The organism is Anaerolineae bacterium (genome assembly GCA_013178015.1).
Taxonomy (GTDB): Bacteria; Chloroflexota; Anaerolineae; order DRVO01; family DRVO01; genus Ch71.
Genome location: JABLXR010000064.1, coordinates 1 through 19,504, shown reverse-complemented (window position 1 = coordinate 19,504; position 19,504 = coordinate 1). Strand labels below are relative to the sequence as shown.

At 63.8% G+C, this 19,504-nt stretch carries 17 protein-coding genes; 15 read left to right on the top strand and 2 right to left on the bottom strand.

Translation table 11 applies throughout. From position 1 onward, the window contains the following. Window positions 1-1,105: response regulator (locus HPY83_17975; GenBank protein NPV09834.1), on the bottom strand; the 1,105-nt coding region annotated here is incomplete at its 3' end. Between the two features lie 248 nt (window positions 1,106-1,353). Here HPY83_17975 and HPY83_17970 point away from each other — a divergent pair. The 8 genes from HPY83_17970 to HPY83_17935 all read left to right on the top strand — a co-directional run bounded on the left by HPY83_17970 (window position 1,354) and on the right by HPY83_17935 (window position 11,201). Next, window positions 1,354-2,721, top strand: coding sequence for a sugar ABC transporter substrate-binding protein (locus HPY83_17970; GenBank protein ID NPV09833.1), 1,368 nt, complete (start codon window positions 1,354-1,356; stop codon window positions 2,719-2,721). Between the two features lie 224 nt (window positions 2,722-2,945). Further along, window positions 2,946-3,941 carry a Gfo/Idh/MocA family oxidoreductase gene (locus HPY83_17965; protein NPV09832.1) on the top strand — a complete coding sequence of 332 codons (996 nt, stop codon included), beginning with the start codon at window positions 2,946-2,948 and terminating at the stop codon, window positions 3,939-3,941. 24 nt (window positions 3,942-3,965) lie between these two features. Further along, the gene (locus HPY83_17960) at window positions 3,966-4,793 is read left to right on the top strand and encodes a sugar phosphate isomerase/epimerase (GenBank protein ID NPV09831.1); all 828 of its coding nucleotides are present in this window, start codon (window positions 3,966-3,968) and stop codon (window positions 4,791-4,793) included. A gap of 217 nt (window positions 4,794-5,010) precedes the next feature. Then, on the top strand, window positions 5,011-5,796 hold the full coding sequence (locus HPY83_17955; protein ID NPV09830.1) for a sugar ABC transporter permease: 786 nt from the start codon (window positions 5,011-5,013) through the stop codon (window positions 5,794-5,796). Between the two features lie 167 nt (window positions 5,797-5,963). Then, window positions 5,964-6,713, top strand: a complete 750-nt coding sequence (locus tag HPY83_17950; GenBank protein ID NPV09829.1) for a carbohydrate ABC transporter permease — start codon at window positions 5,964-5,966, stop codon at window positions 6,711-6,713. Between the two features lie 12 nt (window positions 6,714-6,725). Further along, window positions 6,726-7,589, top strand: a complete 864-nt coding sequence (locus tag HPY83_17945) for a sugar phosphate isomerase/epimerase (protein NPV09828.1) — start codon at window positions 6,726-6,728, stop codon at window positions 7,587-7,589. Between the two features lie 24 nt (window positions 7,590-7,613). Next, window positions 7,614-8,603, top strand: a complete 990-nt coding sequence (locus HPY83_17940; GenBank protein ID NPV09827.1) for an alcohol dehydrogenase catalytic domain-containing protein — start codon at window positions 7,614-7,616, stop codon at window positions 8,601-8,603. A gap of 393 nt (window positions 8,604-8,996) precedes the next feature. Continuing rightward, window positions 8,997-11,201 carry a hybrid sensor histidine kinase/response regulator gene (locus HPY83_17935; GenBank protein NPV09826.1) on the top strand — a complete coding sequence of 735 codons (2,205 nt, stop codon included), beginning with the start codon at window positions 8,997-8,999 and terminating at the stop codon, window positions 11,199-11,201. On the opposite strand, the gene HPY83_17930 is transcribed toward HPY83_17935, so the two are convergent. Next, the gene (locus tag HPY83_17930) at window positions 11,134-12,333 is read right to left on the bottom strand and encodes a response regulator (protein ID NPV09825.1); all 1,200 of its coding nucleotides are present in this window, start codon (window positions 12,331-12,333) and stop codon (window positions 11,134-11,136) included. The two genes, HPY83_17935 and HPY83_17930, sit on opposite strands and share 68 nt — an antisense overlap. A gap of 179 nt (window positions 12,334-12,512) precedes the next feature. On the opposite strand from HPY83_17930, the gene HPY83_17925 reads away from it, so the two are divergent. From HPY83_17925 to HPY83_17895, 7 genes are all read left to right on the top strand, one after another. Beyond that, entirely contained in the window at window positions 12,513-14,000 is a 1,488-nt protein-coding gene (locus HPY83_17925; GenBank protein ID NPV09824.1) for an extracellular solute-binding protein, read from the top strand. Next, window positions 13,997-14,971 carry a sugar ABC transporter permease gene (locus HPY83_17920; protein ID NPV09823.1) on the top strand — a complete coding sequence of 325 codons (975 nt, stop codon included), beginning with the start codon at window positions 13,997-13,999 and terminating at the stop codon, window positions 14,969-14,971. The genes HPY83_17925 and HPY83_17920 overlap by 4 nt, the downstream gene beginning before the upstream one ends. Further along, window positions 14,971-15,837 (top strand): carbohydrate ABC transporter permease, encoded by an 867-nt coding sequence (locus HPY83_17915; GenBank protein ID NPV09822.1) that lies wholly within the window; start codon window positions 14,971-14,973, stop codon window positions 15,835-15,837. The genes HPY83_17920 and HPY83_17915 overlap by 1 nt, the downstream gene beginning before the upstream one ends. A 235-nt stretch (window positions 15,838-16,072) precedes the next feature. Next, window positions 16,073-16,393, top strand: a complete 321-nt coding sequence (locus tag HPY83_17910) for a TIGR04076 family protein (GenBank protein ID NPV09821.1) — start codon at window positions 16,073-16,075, stop codon at window positions 16,391-16,393. Between the two features lie 325 nt (window positions 16,394-16,718). Then, window positions 16,719-17,879, top strand: coding sequence for a hypothetical protein (locus HPY83_17905; protein ID NPV09820.1), 1,161 nt, complete (start codon window positions 16,719-16,721; stop codon window positions 17,877-17,879). A 131-nt stretch (window positions 17,880-18,010) separates the two neighbouring features. After that, the gene (locus HPY83_17900; GenBank protein ID NPV09819.1) at window positions 18,011-19,177 is read left to right on the top strand and encodes a hypothetical protein; all 1,167 of its coding nucleotides are present in this window, start codon (window positions 18,011-18,013) and stop codon (window positions 19,175-19,177) included. A gap of 202 nt (window positions 19,178-19,379) precedes the next feature. Next, window positions 19,380-19,504, top strand: a 125-nt coding sequence (locus HPY83_17895; protein ID NPV09818.1) for a cobalamin-binding protein, incomplete at its 3' end; no start/stop codon positions are given.

Here is a 19,504-nt window from a genome sequence, read left to right as displayed (position 1 = left end):
CTGGCTCCTCCAGGACGGAGCACACCACGATGGGCACTCCGTCCAGGTCGGGCCGAGAGCGTAGCTGCTGGAGGAGGGCCCACCCGTCCACGTCCCGCATCATGACATCTAGGACTATGGCGTCGGGATGGCTGCTGGCCAGGGCCTTCTCGGCCTCGGCGGCGGATCCGGCGGCCGTGATGGTGTACCGACCGCTGGCCAGGTACCGCTCGTAGAGCTGGAGCATGCGGGGATTGTCGTCCACTACCAGCACAAGTGGCCCGACGGTAGCGCGGAAGGTGAGGCTCACCCCGGCGCAGCGGCCCTGGTCGTCTCGCATCACCTTTACCTGACCGCCCTGGACCAGCATCAGGGAGCGGCAGGTGCCCAGGGCGGCCTCGAGGTCCTGGGCGTCGCCGTCCGGCAGGGGCGGGATGGCCGAGAGCCGCAGGGAGGGGGCTCGGGTGCGGGAGCTGGCGGCCAGCTGGACCGCATGGGGGTGCCGGGCAGCGAGGGCACTCAGGCACGAGATCACCGTCTGCTTGGCCAGGACGCGATCGCACAGGCAGCTCACCGGGCGGCCGGGCAGGTCCAGGTGGAAGCCGATCCCGAGACGGCGGGCGAGAGCCTCGGCGGGCCCGCGCACTTCCTGGAGCACGTCGGACAGGGGGGTATCGGTCAGCTCCACCCCGAGGGTGCGCATCTCCGCCTGCAGGCCCGGCTCGGGTTGCCCGTCGTCCGAGGCGCTTTGGGGGCGACGGGACCAGAGGTAGGCAGACAGAGCCTGGAGGCCCTTGCGGTGCTCCCGCTGGAACTGGCGGGGGCTGATGTGCAGGCGGGCCACGATGTCCTCGGTGGAGAAGCCGTCCACGTAGCGGTGGAGGAGGACCAGGTGAGGGCGGCGGTCGCGCTCGAACGTGGGGCTGTCGCGCGGCGGTTCGAGGGCCTCGACGGCGTCCACGATGAGGTCCCGGAGAGAGCGGCTTGGGTCGCCGTAGTGGTCGGCGCCGGGGAGGAGCTGGGCGGTGAGCGGGTGGCGGAGCAGGTGGGCGGGGTCGTAGAGGTGGGCCAGGGCATCGCGGACCTGGCGGGTGAAGTCGGCGGTAGGTTGTGATCTGGGTGACACGGTCTCAGTCCCCATGGGTGGTATTGTCGCATCATGGCCATAAGTTGGCCAGATGATGGCGAAAGATGCTTGAGACTGCGGGCGCGGGCCTCCTATGCTGGGAGAACCGGCGATTCAGCGGACCTACTAGGGGTCATCCGTCTTTCGGCAAGCAGGAGCTACCGAGCTGGTGGCGGTGGCTATCACTCCTGCCTCACCCACTCTCTATCGGCACTTTGGCTGACGCATTTCTCAAGGAGGTGACCGTCGTGGAGGACAGGAAGCGATTGACGAGACGGCAGTTGCTGCGAAGTTCAGGATTAGCGGTGGGGGCTGCGGCCCTGGCCGGCTGTGCCGCCGCCACGCCGCAAGTGGTGGAGAAGGTGGTCAAGGAGACGGTGGTGGTGGAGACAGTGGTCACCCCCACGGCCGCCGTCACGGCGCCGACCACCGTGACCGCGAGCTTCTGGGCCTATCCGGAGCAGATGGCGGAGTTCCAGATGCTCCTAGATGCCTTCGCCCAGAAGGAGCCGCTGGTCAAGCCAGAGATCATACCGGTGCCCGTAGGGGAGTACTGGCAGAAGCTGCAGACCATGATTGCCGGCGGCACGGAACCGAACCTGATGTATCTGAGCGCATACTGGTTCCCAGCCCTGGCAGAGAAGTCGCTTGTGCTTGAGATCGACCCTTTCATAGAGGCCAGCAACTGGGACATGAGCATCTATTGGGAGCAAACGCTGGAGGCGTTCAAGTGGGAGGCCAAACAATACGGCCTTCCCTATGTCCTCACCCCCCTGGTCATCATCTACAACAAGACCCTGTTCGACGAGGCTGGCCTTCAGTATCCGCCCAGCGACCTGAGCGACGCTGACTGGTGGACCTGGGACACTATGCTGGAAGCAGCCTTGGCCCTGACCAAGCAGGATGCCTCGGGGCGGCCGACCCAGTTCGGCTGCCAGTTCTCGCCCACCTACTGGGTGGACATTCACAACTTCCCTTGGCAGAACGGCGGCAAAGTCCTCAACGATGAGAAGACGGCCTGCCTGCTGGACAGCGCGGAATCTACAGAGGCGCTGACCTGGCACGCCGAACTCGCGACTAAGCACCAAGTATGTCCCAACGTCGGGCAGGCCACAGCGGACATCGGCTTCAACGTGGGCAACATCGGTCTCCGATGGTTTGCCGGCTCCCAGCTTCCCGGCCTTCGCAAGCAGGCGACAGAGTTCGAGTGGGACATCGCCCATCTGCCCACCAAGGCCGTCCGCGATGGTGTCCTTATCTCCGAGTGCTTCGCCATATCCAAGGCTGCTCCCAGCCCGGAGGCCGCCTGGATGCTGATGAGCTATCTCTGCGGCGATGAAGGGCAGATGCTACAAGCCTATCATCCACGCTCCATGCCCAGCACCAGGGCAGCAGCTCAGAAGTTTGTGGAGCTTGCTGCTGAGCTCCCTCCGGCCAGCCTGCAAGTCTACGTGGACTCGCTGGCGTACACCCGCTACCCCGACATCACCACCAAGTGGGACGAGATGATCACCACCATCGGGAAGGAACTCGAGCGGGCCTGGATAGGCGAACAGAGCCCCGACCAAGCCTGCAAGGTGGCGACCGAGAACGTCAACAGGCTGCTGGCAGGCTAGCGCTCTGCGATGAGGAAGGACGTTGGTTGGCCACAGTGGAGCCAACGTCCTCTTGCCCCCATCAGCGCAGCCTGGATACCAAGAGGGGTATCTTTCGAAGCGACAAGGCATCTTCCTTCTCCTACGTACCCACCAACGCGGTGCCTGTTGCACCACTGATAAGACGACAGTGCGCTGGCGCCTGTGACAAGACAGGCGCTCTCAATCTACGCCGAGGTGCGACTTTGGAGACGCGGAACCAGGCCGGCAAAGTAGGGCTGGCAGTGGTCGGCTGCGGACGCATAGCCGCCGCCCACCTGCCGGGGCTCACACGCACCCGCGAGTTCGAGCTCGTGGCCACAGTGGATGCTATACCCGAGCGCGCCCGGGAGGCCGCCAGGCAGTACGCATTCAGGCGGTGGTATGGCTCCACAGAGGAAGCGCTGAAGGATCCGGAGATAGAGGCCGCCATCCTACTATTGCCCCACGACCAGCACCGAGGCGTGAGCCTCCAGTTCCTCCAGGCCGGAAAGCACGTCCTGGTGGAGAAACCGATGGCGCTCAACACCCCAGAGGCCGACGAGATGATCGCTACGGCAGAGAGGGCCGGTCGCAAGCTTATGGTGGCTCACGTGATGCGGTTCATGTGGGCTCAGCGGAGGGCTCGAGAACTGGTGCAGCAGGGGGCCATCGGCGAACCGGTGCAGGTCATCGAGAGGCGGCTGGACTACATAGATGCCCCTCGCACTCCCTGGTGGGCCTCCGGCGAGCGTACCGGAGGCCTGCTCTGGATGCTCAACGGCAGCCACTCGGTCGACACCACCCTGTGGATACTGAACACGCGGGCAGAACGAGTCTATGCTGAGTTCCGCCACACTAACCCTGCCTGGGAGGGTGAGGACGACTTCGCCGTCACCCTGAGCCTGGCCAACGGGGCCTTCGCCACTCTGCACCAATCCTGGACCACTCGCCTGCGCGCCTTCGACAATGTCATCATAGGTAGTGAAGCAACCATTGAGCTGTATGGCCACCATAAGCTAGTGCTTCACACAGGCACCGGTGCCACCGAAGAGGCGCCCACAAGCAGGGCGGACCCGTATGAGCTTCAGGACCGGGAGTTCGCACGCGCTATTCTAGAGGACCGAGAGCCCGAGGCATCAGGCAAGGACGTGCGCAAGGTTATGGAAGTGATGGACGCAGCCCGCGTCTCAGCCCGAGAGCATCGTAGCGTAGCGCTCTGAGCAGCCAGGAGGAGAACTGCCGAGATGAAGATATCGCTTTCCGGCATCCTCTTTGAGCAAGCGACGATCGAGGAATCCGTCAAGGCCGCTGGCGAGGCCGGGTATCACGGCATAGAGCTGCGCACCAGCGAGAGGCATCTGCCCTCCAGTACCACGCCCGAGAAAGCCCGCTACTGGCGCCGGATCATCCATGGGTATGGCATGGAGGTATCTTGCCTTGCCTCTTTCATGGGTCGCTACAATCAGAAGGACGATTCCGAATGTGCGGCTGATCTGGAAGAGTTCAAGAGGTTCGCCGAGCTGGCCCACGAGTTGGATTGCCGCCTGGTCAGGCTGCTCGTGGGCGGGCCGCCCTCCGCCCAAGCCACCGAATCGGACTGGGAGCGTCCTCTGGCCTGGCTGAAGAAGACCGAGGAACTGGCTGCTTCTCTGGATGTAGACGCGGTGATTGAGATACACAACTGGGATCTCGTGGATGCCGTCGAGCCCAGCCTCAGGGTTGCTCGGGAGGTAGGCGGCAGACACCTCGGCTTCATATACGAACCAGCGAACATGTACATAGTGGGCAACGAGTACCGGGCGCAATCGGTGGAGGCCCTGGCCGATCACATATTTCACGTCCACGTGAAGGACGTCATCCTCCTGCCATCGGAGAAGCCACCTTTCCGCATCATGCCACTGGGGCAGGGAGAGATGGACTACCTGTCCGTGTTCCGGGGCCTGCACCGCATCCGCTACAATGGCCACGTCTGCGTGGAGCTGGCTCACGGAGCACACCTGACCATGGAGGGGCAGAACCTGGCGCGCAGGGAGCTTCAGGCCGTGCGCAGTCTCATCGAGTTGACGCTCTAGGTGTGCGGTGTCCCCATCCCCTTGCCGGCCGCTCGGCACGGGTGGCACAAAGACCCCGAGGTGAGTCCTGGTGGTGAGCGGTAGCATTGCCGGTCAGCAGGCCGCATCAGCGGGCGGCAGACGATTCTCTCTGAGGGCCAGAGAGGCCCTCACGGGCTACCTGTTCCTGGCCCCTAACATAATCGGTTTCTTGGCGTTCACTGCCTTCCCTGTAGCCATGTCCTTCGCCCTCGGGTTCCTGGAATGGGACTTGCTGTCTCCTCCCAAGTTCGCAGGGCTTGACAACTATTCCAGACTGTTCACCCAGGACACTTTGTTCCCCAAGGTGTTGTGGAACACCGTCTACTACACGCTTGGTAGCGTGCCTCTGGGCTTCATGTGTTCCTTGGGTCTGGCGCTGGCCATGAACCAGAAGCTGCGAGGCATAGTGTTCTTCCGCACGGCTTTCTTCGTGCCTGTAGTATCCTCCGGGGTGGCCATCGCCATGCTCTGGATCTGGCTGTATCACCCGTACTTTGGGTTGCTCAACGGCTTCCTGAGTCTCTTCAGCATTCGCGGCCCGAACTGGCTCACGGACCCCAGGTGGGCCATGCCGGCCATCATCATAATGAGCGTCTGGAAGAACGTGGGCTACAACATGGTCATTTTTCTGGCTGGCCTCCAGGGCATCCCCCAGCATCTATACGAGGCAGCCGAGATCGATGGTGCCGGTATAGGAGCCCGCTTCCGCTACGTGACCATCCCCATGCTGACCCCCACCATGTTCTTCGTCATCGTGATGTCTGTCATTGGCTCCTTCCAGGTATTTGAGGCTTCTCTCATCATGACCAACGGCGGACCGGCTGACGCCACGCGGACCCTGGTGCTATACATCTACAACAATGCTTTCCAGTACTTCAAAATGGGCTACGGCGCTGCCATGGCCTGGGTGATGTTCGCCATCCTGTTCGTGGCCACCGCTGTGCAGATGCGCCTTCAGCGAGAGTGGGTCGAGTATGAGTAAGAGAGGCATCCTCTGTGGCTGACGCCAGAGCGGCAATTGCCGTCACCAGCGACGGCCTCGGCGTGGGCTTCAGGCGCCGCAGGCAGATTAGGAGGGTAGTCTACCGCACAGTGGCGTACGTCCTCTTGGCGGCCGGTTCGGTCACCGAGCTCTTACCCCTGCTCTGGATGATCAGCACCTCGTTCAAGGAGCCGGGCAAGGCCTACCGCTGGCCGCCGCAATGGATCCCGGATCCCTGGGTACTGGACAACTACGTCGAAGCGTTTCAGCATCTGCCGTTCGATAGGTTTGCCATCAACACGGCCTACACCACCGTGGCTACCACACTTCTAGTGGTCTTCACATCCTCGTTGGCTGCCTATGCCTTTGCCCGGCTGCGGTTCCCGGGACGCGACGTCATCTTCCTCCTCTACCTGGGGACGATGATGATCCCTGGGCAGGTGACGATGATCCCCAACTTCATCCTCATGCGGACGTTCAAGTGGATCGACACCTACAATGCTCTCATAATCCCGTCAGCATTTAGCGCCTTCGGCACTTTCCTCCTGCGCCAGTTCTTCCTCACCATACCCTACGAACTGGAGGACTCCGCCAAGATCGACGGGGCCTCTGCCTTCAGAATCTACGCCCAGATCGTCATGCCCCTGGCCAAGCCGGCCCTGGCTACCCTGTTCATCTTCACTTTCATGGGGCAGTGGAACAGCTTCCTCTGGCCCCTCATCGTGACCAACAGGCTGGAGAGGATGACCCTCTCCGTGGGACTGCGCTATTTCCAGGGCGAGGCAGGGGGGGAGAGCTACTATACCTTGCTCATGGCCGCTTCGGTGGTGGTGTTGATGCCCATACTGCTGGTCTATGTGATCGGCCAGCGGTACTTCATCCAGGGCATCACCCTGACCGGTATCAGCGGGAGATAACGGAGGAGCCACATGCCCCTTGATCCTACCACCGGAGCATGGGAGGCCCGCTTCAAGAAGGGGATAGACTATCGCGCCTTCCCACCCGAGATGACACCCGAGGAGCGATTCGCGCTCGCGCGGGAGGCCGGGTTCGACGGGATCGAGCTGGTATTCTCCGCCACGGGCGCGCTGCCGCTGGACGCTTCCGATGAGGAGTTGATCCGCCTGCGTGCTCTCGGCGGACGATACGTACCCATCTGCGGCGTCAATGGCGGGCGTGCCCTTCTGGAGGCACCTCTCACCCACCCGGACCCGGAGCGGAGACAGGCTGCCTTCAAGATGGCGCAGCGGCTCATCGAGATGACGGCCAGGCTGGAGGCCGACACCTTGCTCACGGCTCCCGGCGTGGTGGTAGCCGACGTTCCGTACGACGACGCCTATAGCTTCTGCGTGGACACTATGGGCAAGCTGGCCCGGTATGCAGCAGAACGAGGGGTCAGGCTCGCCGTCGAGAACGTCTGGAACAAGTTTCTGCTAAGCCCCCTGGAGATGCGCTCTTTCATAGACGAGGTCGCCAGCGACTGGGTGGGAGCGTACTTCGATGTGGCCAACACGCTGCTCTTTGGGTTTCCCCAGCACTGGATCAGGATCCTGAATCATCGCATCCTGCGGGTGCACATGAAGGACTTCCGCTTGAGCGTGGGCAACATCAACGGATTCCTCCAGCCTCTACAGGGCGACGTTGACTGGCCCGCGGTGATGCAGGCTCTGGTGGAGGTGAAGTACCGGGGCTTCCTGACGGTGGAGATCCCCTCCTATCAATTCTGCGGAGCCCGGACCGTGTACGACGCCTCCTCCGCCCTGGATGCCATCATCGCCCTGACGCCTGCGTAGGCCGCGCCCGAGGAGGGACGTCCTGTGAAGTCATGGATCTTGACAGAACCCTACCGACTAGAACTGGTGGAGATGCCCAAACCGAACCCCGGCCCCCACGAGGCGCTGGTGCGCATGCGCCACATCGGCCTCTGCGGATCGGACCTGGAGATCTACCGAGGGCACCGCGATCCCGAGTTTCTCACCACTCCCGTGCGAGCGGGGCACGAGGCGTCGGGTGTGGTGGAAGCGGTGGGCTCGGAGGTGCAGGGGCTGAAGCCGGGCGACAGAGTGGTGGCCAGGGGCATATGGGGATGCTTCTCGGAGTACATCGCCGGGCCGATGGTGTCTCCGCCCAGTCCTCGCGCCATGCCCACCCTGCAGCTGGTCAAGCTGCCCGGCGATTTCCCCGAGGAGTACGGGCCGTTCATCGAGGTACTGCCCAAGATCGTACGCACCGGCGAGCGCATCGGGGTCACTTCGGGATCGGACGTGGTCATAGTGGGGCAGGGAGTGTGCGGCCTCTTGCTCACCCAGGTCGTCCGCATGCAGAATCCTCACCGACTCGTGGTGCTCGACCTCCACGAGCACAAGCTGGACCTGGCCCGACGCTATGGGGCTACCCACACGCTCGATGCGTCGGCGGGTGCCCTGAGCGACCTAGTGCGGTCGGTGCTACCCGATGGCGCGGATATCGTGATCGTGGCCCATCTGGCCGGCAGCGGCGTACCGGAGGCAATCGAGCTGCTCAAGTGGAACGGCCAGCTGATCCTCTGGGGATGCCTGGGCAAGACTGAGGTCGACTTCTACCGGCTGCACGCTCGGGGCGGGGACATCCTGGGTACCAGGATGCGCAACCTGGAAGAGGACATCCGCTACTGCCGCAAGGCGGTGGAGTACGTGGCCGACGGTGTCATTGACCTCTCCCGGCTGATCACCCACCGCTTCGACCTGGACCACGTTCCCGAGGCCTTCGCCGCCAAGGACGAAGGGGGCCCGGGCATGGTGGCGGTGATGGTGGACAGCGCCGACTGATCCTCGCTCGGCGCGGCGCGCCTCTCCTGCCGTACGAGCGACTGCACCGCACCGCCCTTCTGGCCGGCGTCGCCGCCTCCTCCCCACCTCCCGCCGCCAGCTGAGCGGGCCGCCCGTGTGGCGGGCGCGACCAAGCCGCTGCGCCTTCCACGGTCATCCCTTCTGCCTTCTGACCCCTCGTCAACGGCCCCATCAGTGGTCCCCGCCATCCCGAGGGGACGGTTTCTAGCCAGGCCGCGTCCAGTCAAGTGATAATCTGCCCAGGTGCCCGGTCGCGTCAGGAGATGACCCTGCCGAGAGCGCCAGCTCGGCGCGGTCGGCCGGCTTCGGGGTCCGTCTCCTGCCACGGACGGCGGGCGACCTCTCCTACTAGTGCCTGAGTGAGGGATGGCCATGCATGCGGACAGCCAGCACGTTCACCTGGAAGGCAGGCGGGAACTGCGCCGCTCGCTGGCGCTGCGGTTGGCGGCCGGGCTGGCCGCCGTTGCATGGTACGGCTGGTACCGCACCATGGTGACCTCCCCGTGGCAACCGGGGCTCATGCTCCTCCCCATCGCCGCCGGCGCCATGGCCCTCCTCGCCGCCCGGAGTCGTCGCCTACCGACCCCTCTGTCGAGCTGGCTGGTCGTGCTCCTTCCCCTGGCGGCAGTGTACGCAGCCGCTCTCGCGGGGCACGAGGGCGCCCTGCCCTTCGCGGCTCTGCCCACCGCCATGGCCGCCTTCCTGCTAGGCCCGTGGGCCGCCCCCGGCCTGGCCGCCCTGCTCTGCGTCGTCACCCGGCTCAGCCCCGCCCTGAGCCAGCCGGACCTGTGGCTGCATCACCTGCTGCTGGCCTCGACCGGCCTGATAGCGGCGGTGGTGGCGCGCAGTCTCGATGGGCTTCTGGGCCAGGCCTGGACCCAGGCGGAGAAGAGCGCCGCCCTGGTGCGCGAGGTCAGGTCCAGGCAGGAGGAGATCAACCGGCTCAACAAAGCGCTCAAGACGTCCAACGCCCTGCTGAAGCGCAGCCTGGCCGAGCTGGCCCAGGCGCAGCGAGAGGCCCAAGAGGCCCGACATCTGAAGGAGCAGTTCGCCAGCACCGTAAGCCACGAACTGCGCACGCCTCTCAACATCATCCTGGGCTTCATAGACGTCATCCAACGCTACCCCGAGGTCTATGGCGACGTGCGCTGGACGCCCAATCTCCTCCGGGACCTGGTCGAGATAGAGCGCAGCGCCCGGTACCTCTCCTCGCTGGTCGACGACGTGCTCGACCTAGCCCGCATTCAGGCCCTCAGGATGCCCATCCACAAGGAGCCGACCGACCTCGCCGATCTCATCGCCGAGGTCGCGGATCTGGCGTCGCGCTTGCTGCTGGGCAAGAGCTCGGTGCGCCTGGAGACCGAGGTGCCAGGCGATCTTCCTCCGCTCTACGTGGACCGCACCCGCATCAGGCAGGTACTCCTCAACCTTCTGGCCAACTCCTGCCGGTTCACCAGCACCGGCCGAATCTGCGTCCGGGCGGAGTGTGACTGGGAGGAAGTGACCATCTCCGTCACCGATACCGGACGCGGGATCAGCCAGGAGCAGTTGGAGGCGATCTTTGACGAGTTCCGCCAGGAAGCCGGCGCCGAGGGCCCCGAGGGGGAGACCATGGGCAAGGGGCTGGGGTTGGCCATCGCCAGGCGCTTCGTGCAGCTACACGGAGGCCGGATGTGGGCGGAGAGCGAAGTTGGGCGCGGCAGCACTTTCAGCTTCACTCTGCCGCTGGCCGAGAAGCAGGTGATATCGCTCGGGGAGTCTCGGGTGCCGGACGAGGCGATGGGCGAGGTGCCCCGGTCGGTAGTGTTGGTCGGCGATGGGGAGTCGGCCTCGTTCCTGGAGAGACACCTGGAGGACTGCGAGGTGGTGTGCGTCCCCACGGTGCACGAGGCCCGCAAGTTGGTGAGGCAGATGCGGGCCAGGGCGGTGGTGGTCAACGTTCCTCCGGAACCGGAGACAGCCGGGGAGGCTACCCCGGCGCCCATCCTGGCCGAGCCCGTTCCACTCTTGCAGTGTACTCTCCCCGTCGGGCCTTGGTTGCAGGAAGGAGAGCCGTTCGACACTTGGCTGGTCAAGCCGGTCACGGCCGAACAGCTCCTGGCTGTGCTCGACCAGGTCGGCCGAAGCAACGGCCACGGCCCGGGCGGCAAGGACGAGCGGCCGTGCCGGGTTCTCATAGTGGATGACGACCGGGCCTTCGTCAGGCTGGTGCGACGGATCCTGGAGGCTCAACCTGCCCGGTACGAGGTGCACTGGTGTCACAGCGGAGAAGAGGCCCTGGATATGCTTCCCTCCGTCGAGGTGGACGCCATTCTGCTGGATCTGGCCCTGCCGGGCTGTAGCGGCCGCTCTGTAGCCAGGGCGGTGAGGGAGAGCCGTTTCGGCCAGCGCGCCCCGGCCCTGGTGGCCGTCACCGCCATGCAGCCCGGCCTTGAGGGGCAGCTGGCTGTCCCTCACAGCTTTGCGGTGACGTCCCGCAACGGCCTCAGCCAGGAGGAGGTCCTCAGTCTCATCCGGTTCTCACTGAAGACGCTGGGCGGGGCGTACCCGGTCCCGCGACCTGATCCAGAGCCCTGACCAACGCCTCCCGCTCGACCGGCTTGGTAAGGTATACCGCCGCCCCCAGCGCCCGCCCCAGTTCGGGGTCGTCCACGACGGAACAGACGATCACGGGGAGGGATCGGGTCCGGGCGTCGAGCTTCAGCTCCTGCAGCACACTCCAGCCGTCCGCTTCGGGCATCATGATGTCCAGCAGGACCGCGTGGTAGGCCCCTTCGGCAGCCACTCTGCCCGCCTCCTGGGGGCTGGGCACTAAGACGGGCTGCCAGTTGGTGTTCTCCAGGTACCGCCGATAGAGGGCGAACACAGCCGGGTTGTCCTCCACCACCAGGAGCCTTCGGCGCCGCAGAAGGGGAAGGCGGATGCGGAGCACTTGGCACAGGTCGGTGCCGACGAAGTCGTGGGCCAGACCCTGGGCGCCGGCGATCCGCAGGGCTGCCTCCAGGAGGTCAGCGCGGGCGAGCCGCTCCGGACGGGCTACGGGGAAGGCAACGTACGCGTACTCGTCGTCGGCACTGAGCCGGACCGTCGCTTGCGCGTGCTCCAGACTCTGAGCCAGCGCGCTCAGCACCTGAATCAGCACCTCGCGCAGGATTCCGGGGCTGGCGCTGACCTGTACTGGATGCCCTGTCCCGGCGTAGGCTAGATGGACCCCCCTGGACCGGGCCAGAGGAGAGACGGCGGCGATGGCGCTGGCGACGAGCTCCTCCAAATCCATGGAGGTAGACTTGCCCACCAGAGCCTTGATCTCCTGGCCCAGCGGGTCCTGGCGGCTGGCAGCGTAGTCGGCCAGAAGCGACTGGAGCACCTCCGCCAGGCGCTGTTCCCCCCACCGCAGGTCGCGGTACACCTGTCGTTTGCTCAGGGACAACTCGTCAGCGATCTCCTCCGCTGACAGCCGCGAGACGTAACGCAAGGTGATGCACTCGTGGGCCCGGTAGTGGGAGGCGGTAGGGGCCACGGGCCCGGTGGGTTTCAGTTCGCTCATGGCATCGAGCAGAGCTCGCCGAATTACCTGCCCGATCTCCGTGGCCTGGGCCTGCTCGGACCCTGGCGCGATGACGCGGGCGATCTGGCACAACCCCAGTGCTTCCGGGTCATAGAGGTGAGCGAGAGCCTCGCGCACGTCTTCCAGACTGATCTCGCCCATGGTTCACCTCATCTCAGGCACCCCCGGCGGGGGGACAGTGTCAGAGGTTGTCACTCGGATTGGCACCGATGCCGGTAGGGCTCCGGCTATACTTAGCCTAACTCACCCAGCAGGTCGTGGCCAACTGCCGACAGGGTGCTGTGCCGCATGAGTCCAGAGAGCTAGAGGGAGGAGTAGCAATGGCAGCCAAGCGTGCTATGAGCAGAAGGAGATTCCTTACACTGACGGGAGTGGCCGCAGGAGCGACCACCCTGGCCGCCTGCGCCGGGACTCCGCAGGTGGTCGAGAAGGTGGTGAAGGAGACGGTAGAGGTCGAGAAGATCGTCAAAGAGACCGTGGTAGTGGAGAAGCAGGTGACGGTGGAAGTGCTGGCCAAGGGCAGCATCCCCATCGCCTGGTGGGTCTATCCCCAGTGGGACGGCATCACCGGGGAAGAGGCGGAGATCGACGGCAAGGAACCCACCGCTCTGGACTGGCCGCGGCACGTGTCCGAGCAGTTCATGGAGATGCATCCCGAAGTGCGGGTGGACCTGGAGCTGATGGACTGGGGCACCGGGCGACAGAAGGTGAATGTAGCAGCTGCCGCCGGCCTGGGTCCGGATGTCTGGTGGGAGGACAACGGAGAGATCCTCAAGTTCGCCCTGCAAGGGGTCCTGGAGCCGATAGACGATGCCCTGACGGGCGACGACCTGGAGGACTTCCAGCCCTGGGCCATCGAGCACGCCACTATCGCCGGCAAGATCTGGTACTGGCCCTGGGTCTCCTACACCACCTGTGTCATGGCCAACCGGGCCCTCTTCGCCGAGCGGGGCGCGGAGAGTTTCCTTCCACCGGAGGACAACCGCAAGTGGGACTACAACCAGTTCCTCGAGGCGCTCAAGGAGATGACCTTCGACCGCGATGGTGATGGCACTGTAGATGTGTATGGCTATGCCATTCCCTGCCAGCAGAACCCAGGAGACTATCATCGGCACAATTTCCTCTGGGGCCGAGGGGCGCGGATCTTCAGCCCGGAGTGGGACCGCATCACGCTCTACGTTCCGGAGGCGGTCGAGGGCCTGCAGTACATGCAGGACCTGGAGCACCGCCATCAGGTGATCCCCGCGGGTTCTGCGGCCATGAGCAACTCGGACGCAGGCAGAATGTGGAACGAAGGTCGGCTGGCCCTCTATCCCGCCGAGCCGGGCATCAAGTTCCAGCTGGAGAAGGCGATGCGGGAGGGCACCATCCCGGAGGGCCTCATCGAGCTCTATCCCGTGTTCCATCCTTCCCAGCCGCCCAACGAGCCGGTGGAGTACTCCGGCGAGGAAGGGATTGGGGTGTTCAAGCAGAAGGATCCCGGGAAGCTGGGCCTGGTGATGGAGTTCGCTCGCTTCCTCACCAACACCGAAAACCAGAAGGCAATCAAGCCGCTCAAGTATTTCCCGGTGCGCAAGAGCGCGGGCAACCTGTACCCGGACGACGAGTTCATGGAGTTCATGGCCACGACGCTGGCCTACGCCGGCCCGGACACCAGCGTGCCTTACTACTACGGCGCTCGCCAGTTCTTCGTGCCCATGTATCAGGAAGTGATGAGCCTGCAGCGAACGCCGGAGGAAGCGCTCCAGTTCGCCTCGTCTGAGGCCCAGAAGTGGCTGGACGAGCAGCTGGCTCAGCGGGTCATATGAGCGATGACCGCGGGGAGACGCTGGCAGGGCAGAACCCTGCCAGCGTCCCGTTGACCCTCGGCAACGCCCGGCAGAGGCCGAGCCGCACGGACGGGCTGCTGGCGGAGATGTATCGCAACCGGTGGGCGTACGTCTTCCTGGCCGTCCCCGTCCTGGTCCTGACCGTATTCTGGCTTGGCCCCATCATCTACTCCTTCGTGCTGGCCTTCCTCCGCTACCGCCCGCAGGGCTCGGAATGGGTGGGGCTGGCCAACTTCCGGGCCACGCTCAGCGACTACCGCTTCGGCCTCGGTCTGCGCAATACCCTGGTTTACACTGTGGGCGTGGTGGGCCTGGGGCTGGTATTGAGCCTGGGCATGTCGGCGATGATCTTCCGGCTCAAGAGCACCAAGCTGCAGGTCTTCTTCAAGGCCGCCTACTACCTTCCTAGCGTGGCTTCGGCTGCCGTGATGTCGTTGGTGTGGCTGTGGCTGTACGAGCCCGCCTTCGGCCTCCTCAACTACATCCTCACCCGCGTCGGGTTGCAGCCGGTCCTGTGGCTGGCCAACCCGCGGACGGCCCTGCCGAGCCTGATGCTCATGAGCCTGGCGGGGGGCCAGGGTGCCAGTGTGGTGCTCCTCACGGCAGCGATGGGCAGCGTGCCCCCCGAGCTATACGAAGCTGCCAGCATAGATGGGGCCAGCGAGAAGCGGCAGTTCTTCAGCGTCACCCTTCCCCTCGTGGTTCCCACCATCCTCTACCTGGTGATAATGGGCACCATCAACGGTTTCCAGGTGTTCACCAACGTCTACATGATGACCAACGGAGGCCCGGGCAACGCCACCACCACTGTCGTCTACAACATCTACCGCTGGGCCTTCGACAGCTTCAACTTCGGCAGGGCCTCGGCCGAGGCGGTCTTCCTGTTCCTTATCCTCGTCGTCGTCTCCTACGCCCAGTACCGCGGCCTAGGGCGAGAGGTGGAGTACTGATGCAGGGCGTGTCCGCACAAGTACGTCCCCCAGTCCGCTCTCGGTGGTGGCCCAGTCCCCTCGTGGCGCTCGGCTACTTCCTGCTCTTCGTGTGGGCCGTGGCGTCGCTGCTTCCCCTCTACTGGATGTTCGTGACGGCCCTCAAGCCGCCCACCATAGTCATGAGCATGCCACCGCAACTGGTGCCGAATCCGTTCACCACCGTCAACTTCCAGCGCCTGCTCGACCGAGCCATCGTGGTCAGGTGGTTCGCCAACTCCTGCTTTGTGTCGGTCAGTGTGACCGCCAGCACCGTCTTCCTCTGCAGCCTGGCGGGATACACCTTCGCCAAGCTCACTTTTCCTGGGCAGCGGGTGCTGTTCTGGGGCATACTGAGCCTGATGATGGTGCCAGGGCAGGTTCTCCTGGTGCCCTCCTTCATCCTCATGACCAAGCTGCGGTGGATCAACACCTACTGGGCCTTGATCGTGCCCGACCTGGTGAGCCCCTTCGGCATCTTCCTCATGAAGCAGTTCATCCAAACGCTGCCGCGAGAGCTCATGGACGCCGGCCGCATAGACGGCTGCAGTGAGTTCGAGGTGTTCTGGCGCATAATGCTGCCTCTGGCTCTTCCCGGCATGGCGGTCCTGGCCATCTTCACCTTCATGGGCCAGTGGAACCGGTTCCTCTGGCCGCTCATTATGACCAGCACCGAAGACATGCGCGTCCTGCAGGTCGGGTTGGCTACCCTGCAATTCCAGAACTACCAGGATTACGGCCTGCTCATGGCTGGCGGAGTGGTGGCGGCGCTGCCCATGATCGTCATCTTCTTGGCCTTCCAGCGGTACTTCCTGCGCGGCGTCACCATCGGTGCCCTCAAGGGGTAGAAGGCTGCGCTTTGACTCAGATCGACGGAGGTAAGCATACAATGATCAAAGCACTACTGCCCGAGGACTAGTGTGCAAGGAGAGGGTTCGATTCCATATCGGTGACTCCGTGCGAGTCAACCCTAATAGAGTCTCGTATCCCCGCGTGGCCGGTGAGGGCAGACCCTGTACTGCTTTCGGGCGTGTTGGCCAGAGTGCAGCACCAAGGCGATCTCATTAAGACAAGGAGAGAACTGTGGACGAGCCGATGTTCCCCTCGCGGAATAGAGTGAAGATCACTGTGCTGAAGAAGCTGTTTCACGAGGATTTGATAAAGGAATACACCGACACAGGGAATTGGGGTCCATGTTCGCATTTCAGTGAAGGTCAAGAGTTTGCTGTGTCTGAGGATAGACCCTGGGACATGCCACCTGGGTTTTGCGGATGGGCGTGGGCAGATATCCAGAAGGCTGTTTGGGGCATGGCTCGCGGAGGCCCAAACGTGTTTGTTACGTGCTGCACGGATGGCTACCGGCCAGTACTATTCAAGTTGGAGAAAGAGAAAGTCAAGCAATGACCCATGACCTGACAACAGGCTGAACCTGACTGGCATTTTGGCTGCGCTTCGTGCCAGCAGGCGATCCTGAGCATTAGGCGGCGCCGGGCTCGTAGGGGATATCTACTAGGAGTTGGTTCAGCGCCACCCCGAGACTGAGTGGTTCATACTTTGTTTCGGACCAGCCCCGTCGCTTGAGGGGAAGCTGCTACTGCAAGTACAACTAGAGCGCTTCCACCGCGAGGTCGGAGAGGACCACCTCAAGAGACGGACTGGTCCGAAGTAGTCTTTGCTGGACATCCACACGAAGCTACTGATCGGCGAAGTAGTTTTGGGAGCAAGTCATATGAGCAAGACAATGACGAGCAAGCGGCGCCTGCTCACGGCCATTCGCCATGAGGAGCCCGATCGGGTTCCCATCTCACCCCGCATCGGCGCTTTCCTCAACGACTACTACGGCCACTCGGGCTGGATGTACGAGCTCAAGGCGGCCCAGGAGTTCGACTTCGATCCTCTCATCTTCCTGGGCTCCCCCTACCCCAACTACGTGCGCAGCCTGCAGGCCTCCTACGAGGACCTCGAGGACGTGCGGGTGGAGCTCACCATCGAGCGCCATCCCGAGTCCACCCTGGTGCGACGGCGCATCCAGACCCCCGCCGGGCCCCTCACCGACGCCTACCGCCAGTACAAGGGGGGCATCGGGTACGGGGCCTCCCCCAATCCTCACTGGGAGGAGCGCCTGGTTAAGGACGAGGCCGACCTGGCGAAGCTGGCCTTTCTCTTGCCCCAGCCTACCGTGTCCGCCTTCGAGCCTCTGGCCGAAATGGTGGAGATCGTGGGAGAGCGGGGGCTGGTGCAGGTCACCATCGAATCGGCCATAGATCACCGGGCGGGCTGGGCCTACGAGCTGGTGGACATGATGGTGGCTGCCTATGAGAACCCTGGCTTCCTGCGGGCCCTGCTGGATCTGTTCCATCAGAACTGCCTGGCGGAGACGCGCTGCGCCCTGGAGGCCGGGGTGCCGGTGATATTCACCCCCTGGTACTTCGCCTCCCTGAGCGCCGGCTGGTCGCCCCGGCTCTACCAGGAATGGTTCTTGCCCCTGATCAAGGAGCATGCCGATCTCATCCACGATAGGGGAGGGCTGCTGCACTTCTACGACGACGGCAAGATGACGACCATCCTTCCCTGGCTCAAAGAGGCTGGCGTGGACATCGTCTCCACTCTCACCCCTCCTCCAGTGGGAGACGTGGAACTCAAGGCGGCCAAGGAGATGGTGGGAGACAGGATCTGCCTGAACGGCAACATAGACCTCATCTACGTCATGAAGATGGGGACGCCGGAGCAGATTCGGGAGGCGGTGCGGCAGGCTATCGTGGATGCGGCTCCAGGTGGCGGGTTCATCCTGGGCACCAGCGACAGCATCCGCGACACCGAGCTGGAGAACGTGCGAGCCTACTTCCAGGCGGCTCACGACTACGGCGACTACCGGCATTTGGGGAGATAGGACGCAAATGACGCAGACAAGAGCCGGATGAGCGCAGATCAGAAAGAGATAGCTGGAGGGAGATCAGCGGGAATCAGCGTAGTATCAGCGTCATGAGCGTTCCATTCCAGCTTGCACACAGGAGTCTGCCCGTGACTGCCAAGATGACCAGCCGTGAGAGGCTTCTGGCCACCATCCGTCACGAGGAACCCGATCGGGTGCCCGTCTCGCCCCGCATCTGGGCCTTCCTTATGGACTACTATGGCGGTGGCTCCTGGGAGTTCATTCTGCGCGCTTCCCAGGAGTTCGACTACGACATCTACTTCGCTACGCCCGGGCCCCTCCCGGCCTTCATCGGGCCCTCGCTCACGTACCGCAGCTTTCCCTCGCCCGAGGTCAGAGTCACTCAGGAGATCACGGAGGAGGCCAGGGCGGTGACGGTGCGGCGCCGGTTCGACACCCCGGCCGGCCCCCTCACCGACGTGGTCTATTACGCCCCTCCGGGCTTCGAGTACGGCATCTCGCCCAGTCTGGTCTGGCGCGAGCACATGATCAAAGAGCCGGAGGACCTGGACAAGCTCCACTACGTTCTGCCCGATCCTACCCGGCCCAGCCTGGCCCAGTACTGGGAGATCGAACGGATCATCGGCGACCGAGGCATCGTCGAGCTCACCATGAGCCCGCCGCTGGACCACTTCCTGGGGGACCTGCGGGGCCTGACGAACCTGATGCTGGACTACTACGCCGACCGGCCCTTCTTCGATCGCATGTTCGTCTTCTTCGAGGACTACTCCCTCAGGCTGCTCAAGGCAGTGCTGGAGGAGGGGGTGCGCTTCATCTTCGGCACCTGGTACTACGCCTCTCTCAGCGCGGGTTGGTCCCCCGCCATCTTCCGGGAGGTGTTCGCGCCTCTAGTGCGGAAGCACGCCGCCCTCGTGCATGAGTACGAAGGCATCTATCATATCTACGACGACGGTAAGATGATGCAGACCCTGGGCGACTACGTGCGGTCTGGCGCCGACGTGGTGGAGACGCTGACGCCGCCGCCGGTAGGCGACGTCGACTTGGCCGAGGCCAAGCGCCTCTACGGTGATCTCACCTGCCTCAAGGGCTACATGGACCTGCTCTACGTGATCAAGATGGGCACTCCGGAGAGCATTGACCGGGCCGTACGGGAGGCGATCGAGATCGCCGCCCCGGGTGGTGGGTTCATCCTGGGGTCGAGCGACTCCTTTCGGGAAGGGACGCCGGTAGAAAACGTGAGGGCGTACTTCGAGGCGGCCCACAAGTACGGCGACTACCGCCACCTGGGGAAGTAGAACGCTGATCGGCGCTGATGATGGGCAGATCGACGCCGATCAGAGAGAACCACAAGCAGGATCAGCGCCAATCAGCGTAGCATCAGCGTTCATCTGCGTACCATCCTGGCGGCCGGGGTTGGCATCGGGCCCGGGTGGCGCTAATATGTGTGGCGCACCGGCGGCCAGTCCGCGGAGAAACAGACCATGGAGGAAGCGACACATGGCTTTACTGGAGGAACTCTCGCAGGCACTGATCAACGGCAACGCCCCCAAGACCAGGGAGCTGACCCAGAAGGCGATCGATGAGGGGATGGCCCCGGGTAAGGTGCTCAACGAGGGGCTGAT

Bases quoted from the DNA above. Each gene is read 5' to 3' on its own strand.
- HPY83_17960 (NPV09831.1), top strand. From the start codon at position 3,966: ATGAAGATATCGCTTTCCGGCATCCTCTTTGAGCAAGCGACGATCGAG.
- HPY83_17955 (NPV09830.1), top strand. From the start codon at position 5,011: ATGTCCTTCGCCCTCGGGTTCCTGGAATGGGACTTGCTGTCTCCTCCC.
- HPY83_17950 (NPV09829.1), top strand. From the start codon at position 5,964: ATGATCAGCACCTCGTTCAAGGAGCCGGGCAAGGCCTACCGCTGGCCG.
- HPY83_17945 (NPV09828.1), top strand. From the start codon at position 6,726: ATGCCCCTTGATCCTACCACCGGAGCATGGGAGGCCCGCTTCAAGAAG.
- HPY83_17935 (NPV09826.1), top strand. From the start codon at position 8,997: ATGCATGCGGACAGCCAGCACGTTCACCTGGAAGGCAGGCGGGAACTG.
- HPY83_17930 (NPV09825.1), bottom strand. From the start codon at position 12,333: ATGGGCGAGATCAGTCTGGAAGACGTGCGCGAGGCTCTCGCTCACCTC.
- HPY83_17925 (NPV09824.1), top strand. From the start codon at position 12,513: ATGGCAGCCAAGCGTGCTATGAGCAGAAGGAGATTCCTTACACTGACG.
- HPY83_17920 (NPV09823.1), top strand. From the start codon at position 13,997: ATGAGCGATGACCGCGGGGAGACGCTGGCAGGGCAGAACCCTGCCAGC.
- HPY83_17915 (NPV09822.1), top strand. From the start codon at position 14,971: ATGCAGGGCGTGTCCGCACAAGTACGTCCCCCAGTCCGCTCTCGGTGG.
- HPY83_17905 (NPV09820.1), top strand. From the start codon at position 16,719: ATGAGCAAGACAATGACGAGCAAGCGGCGCCTGCTCACGGCCATTCGC.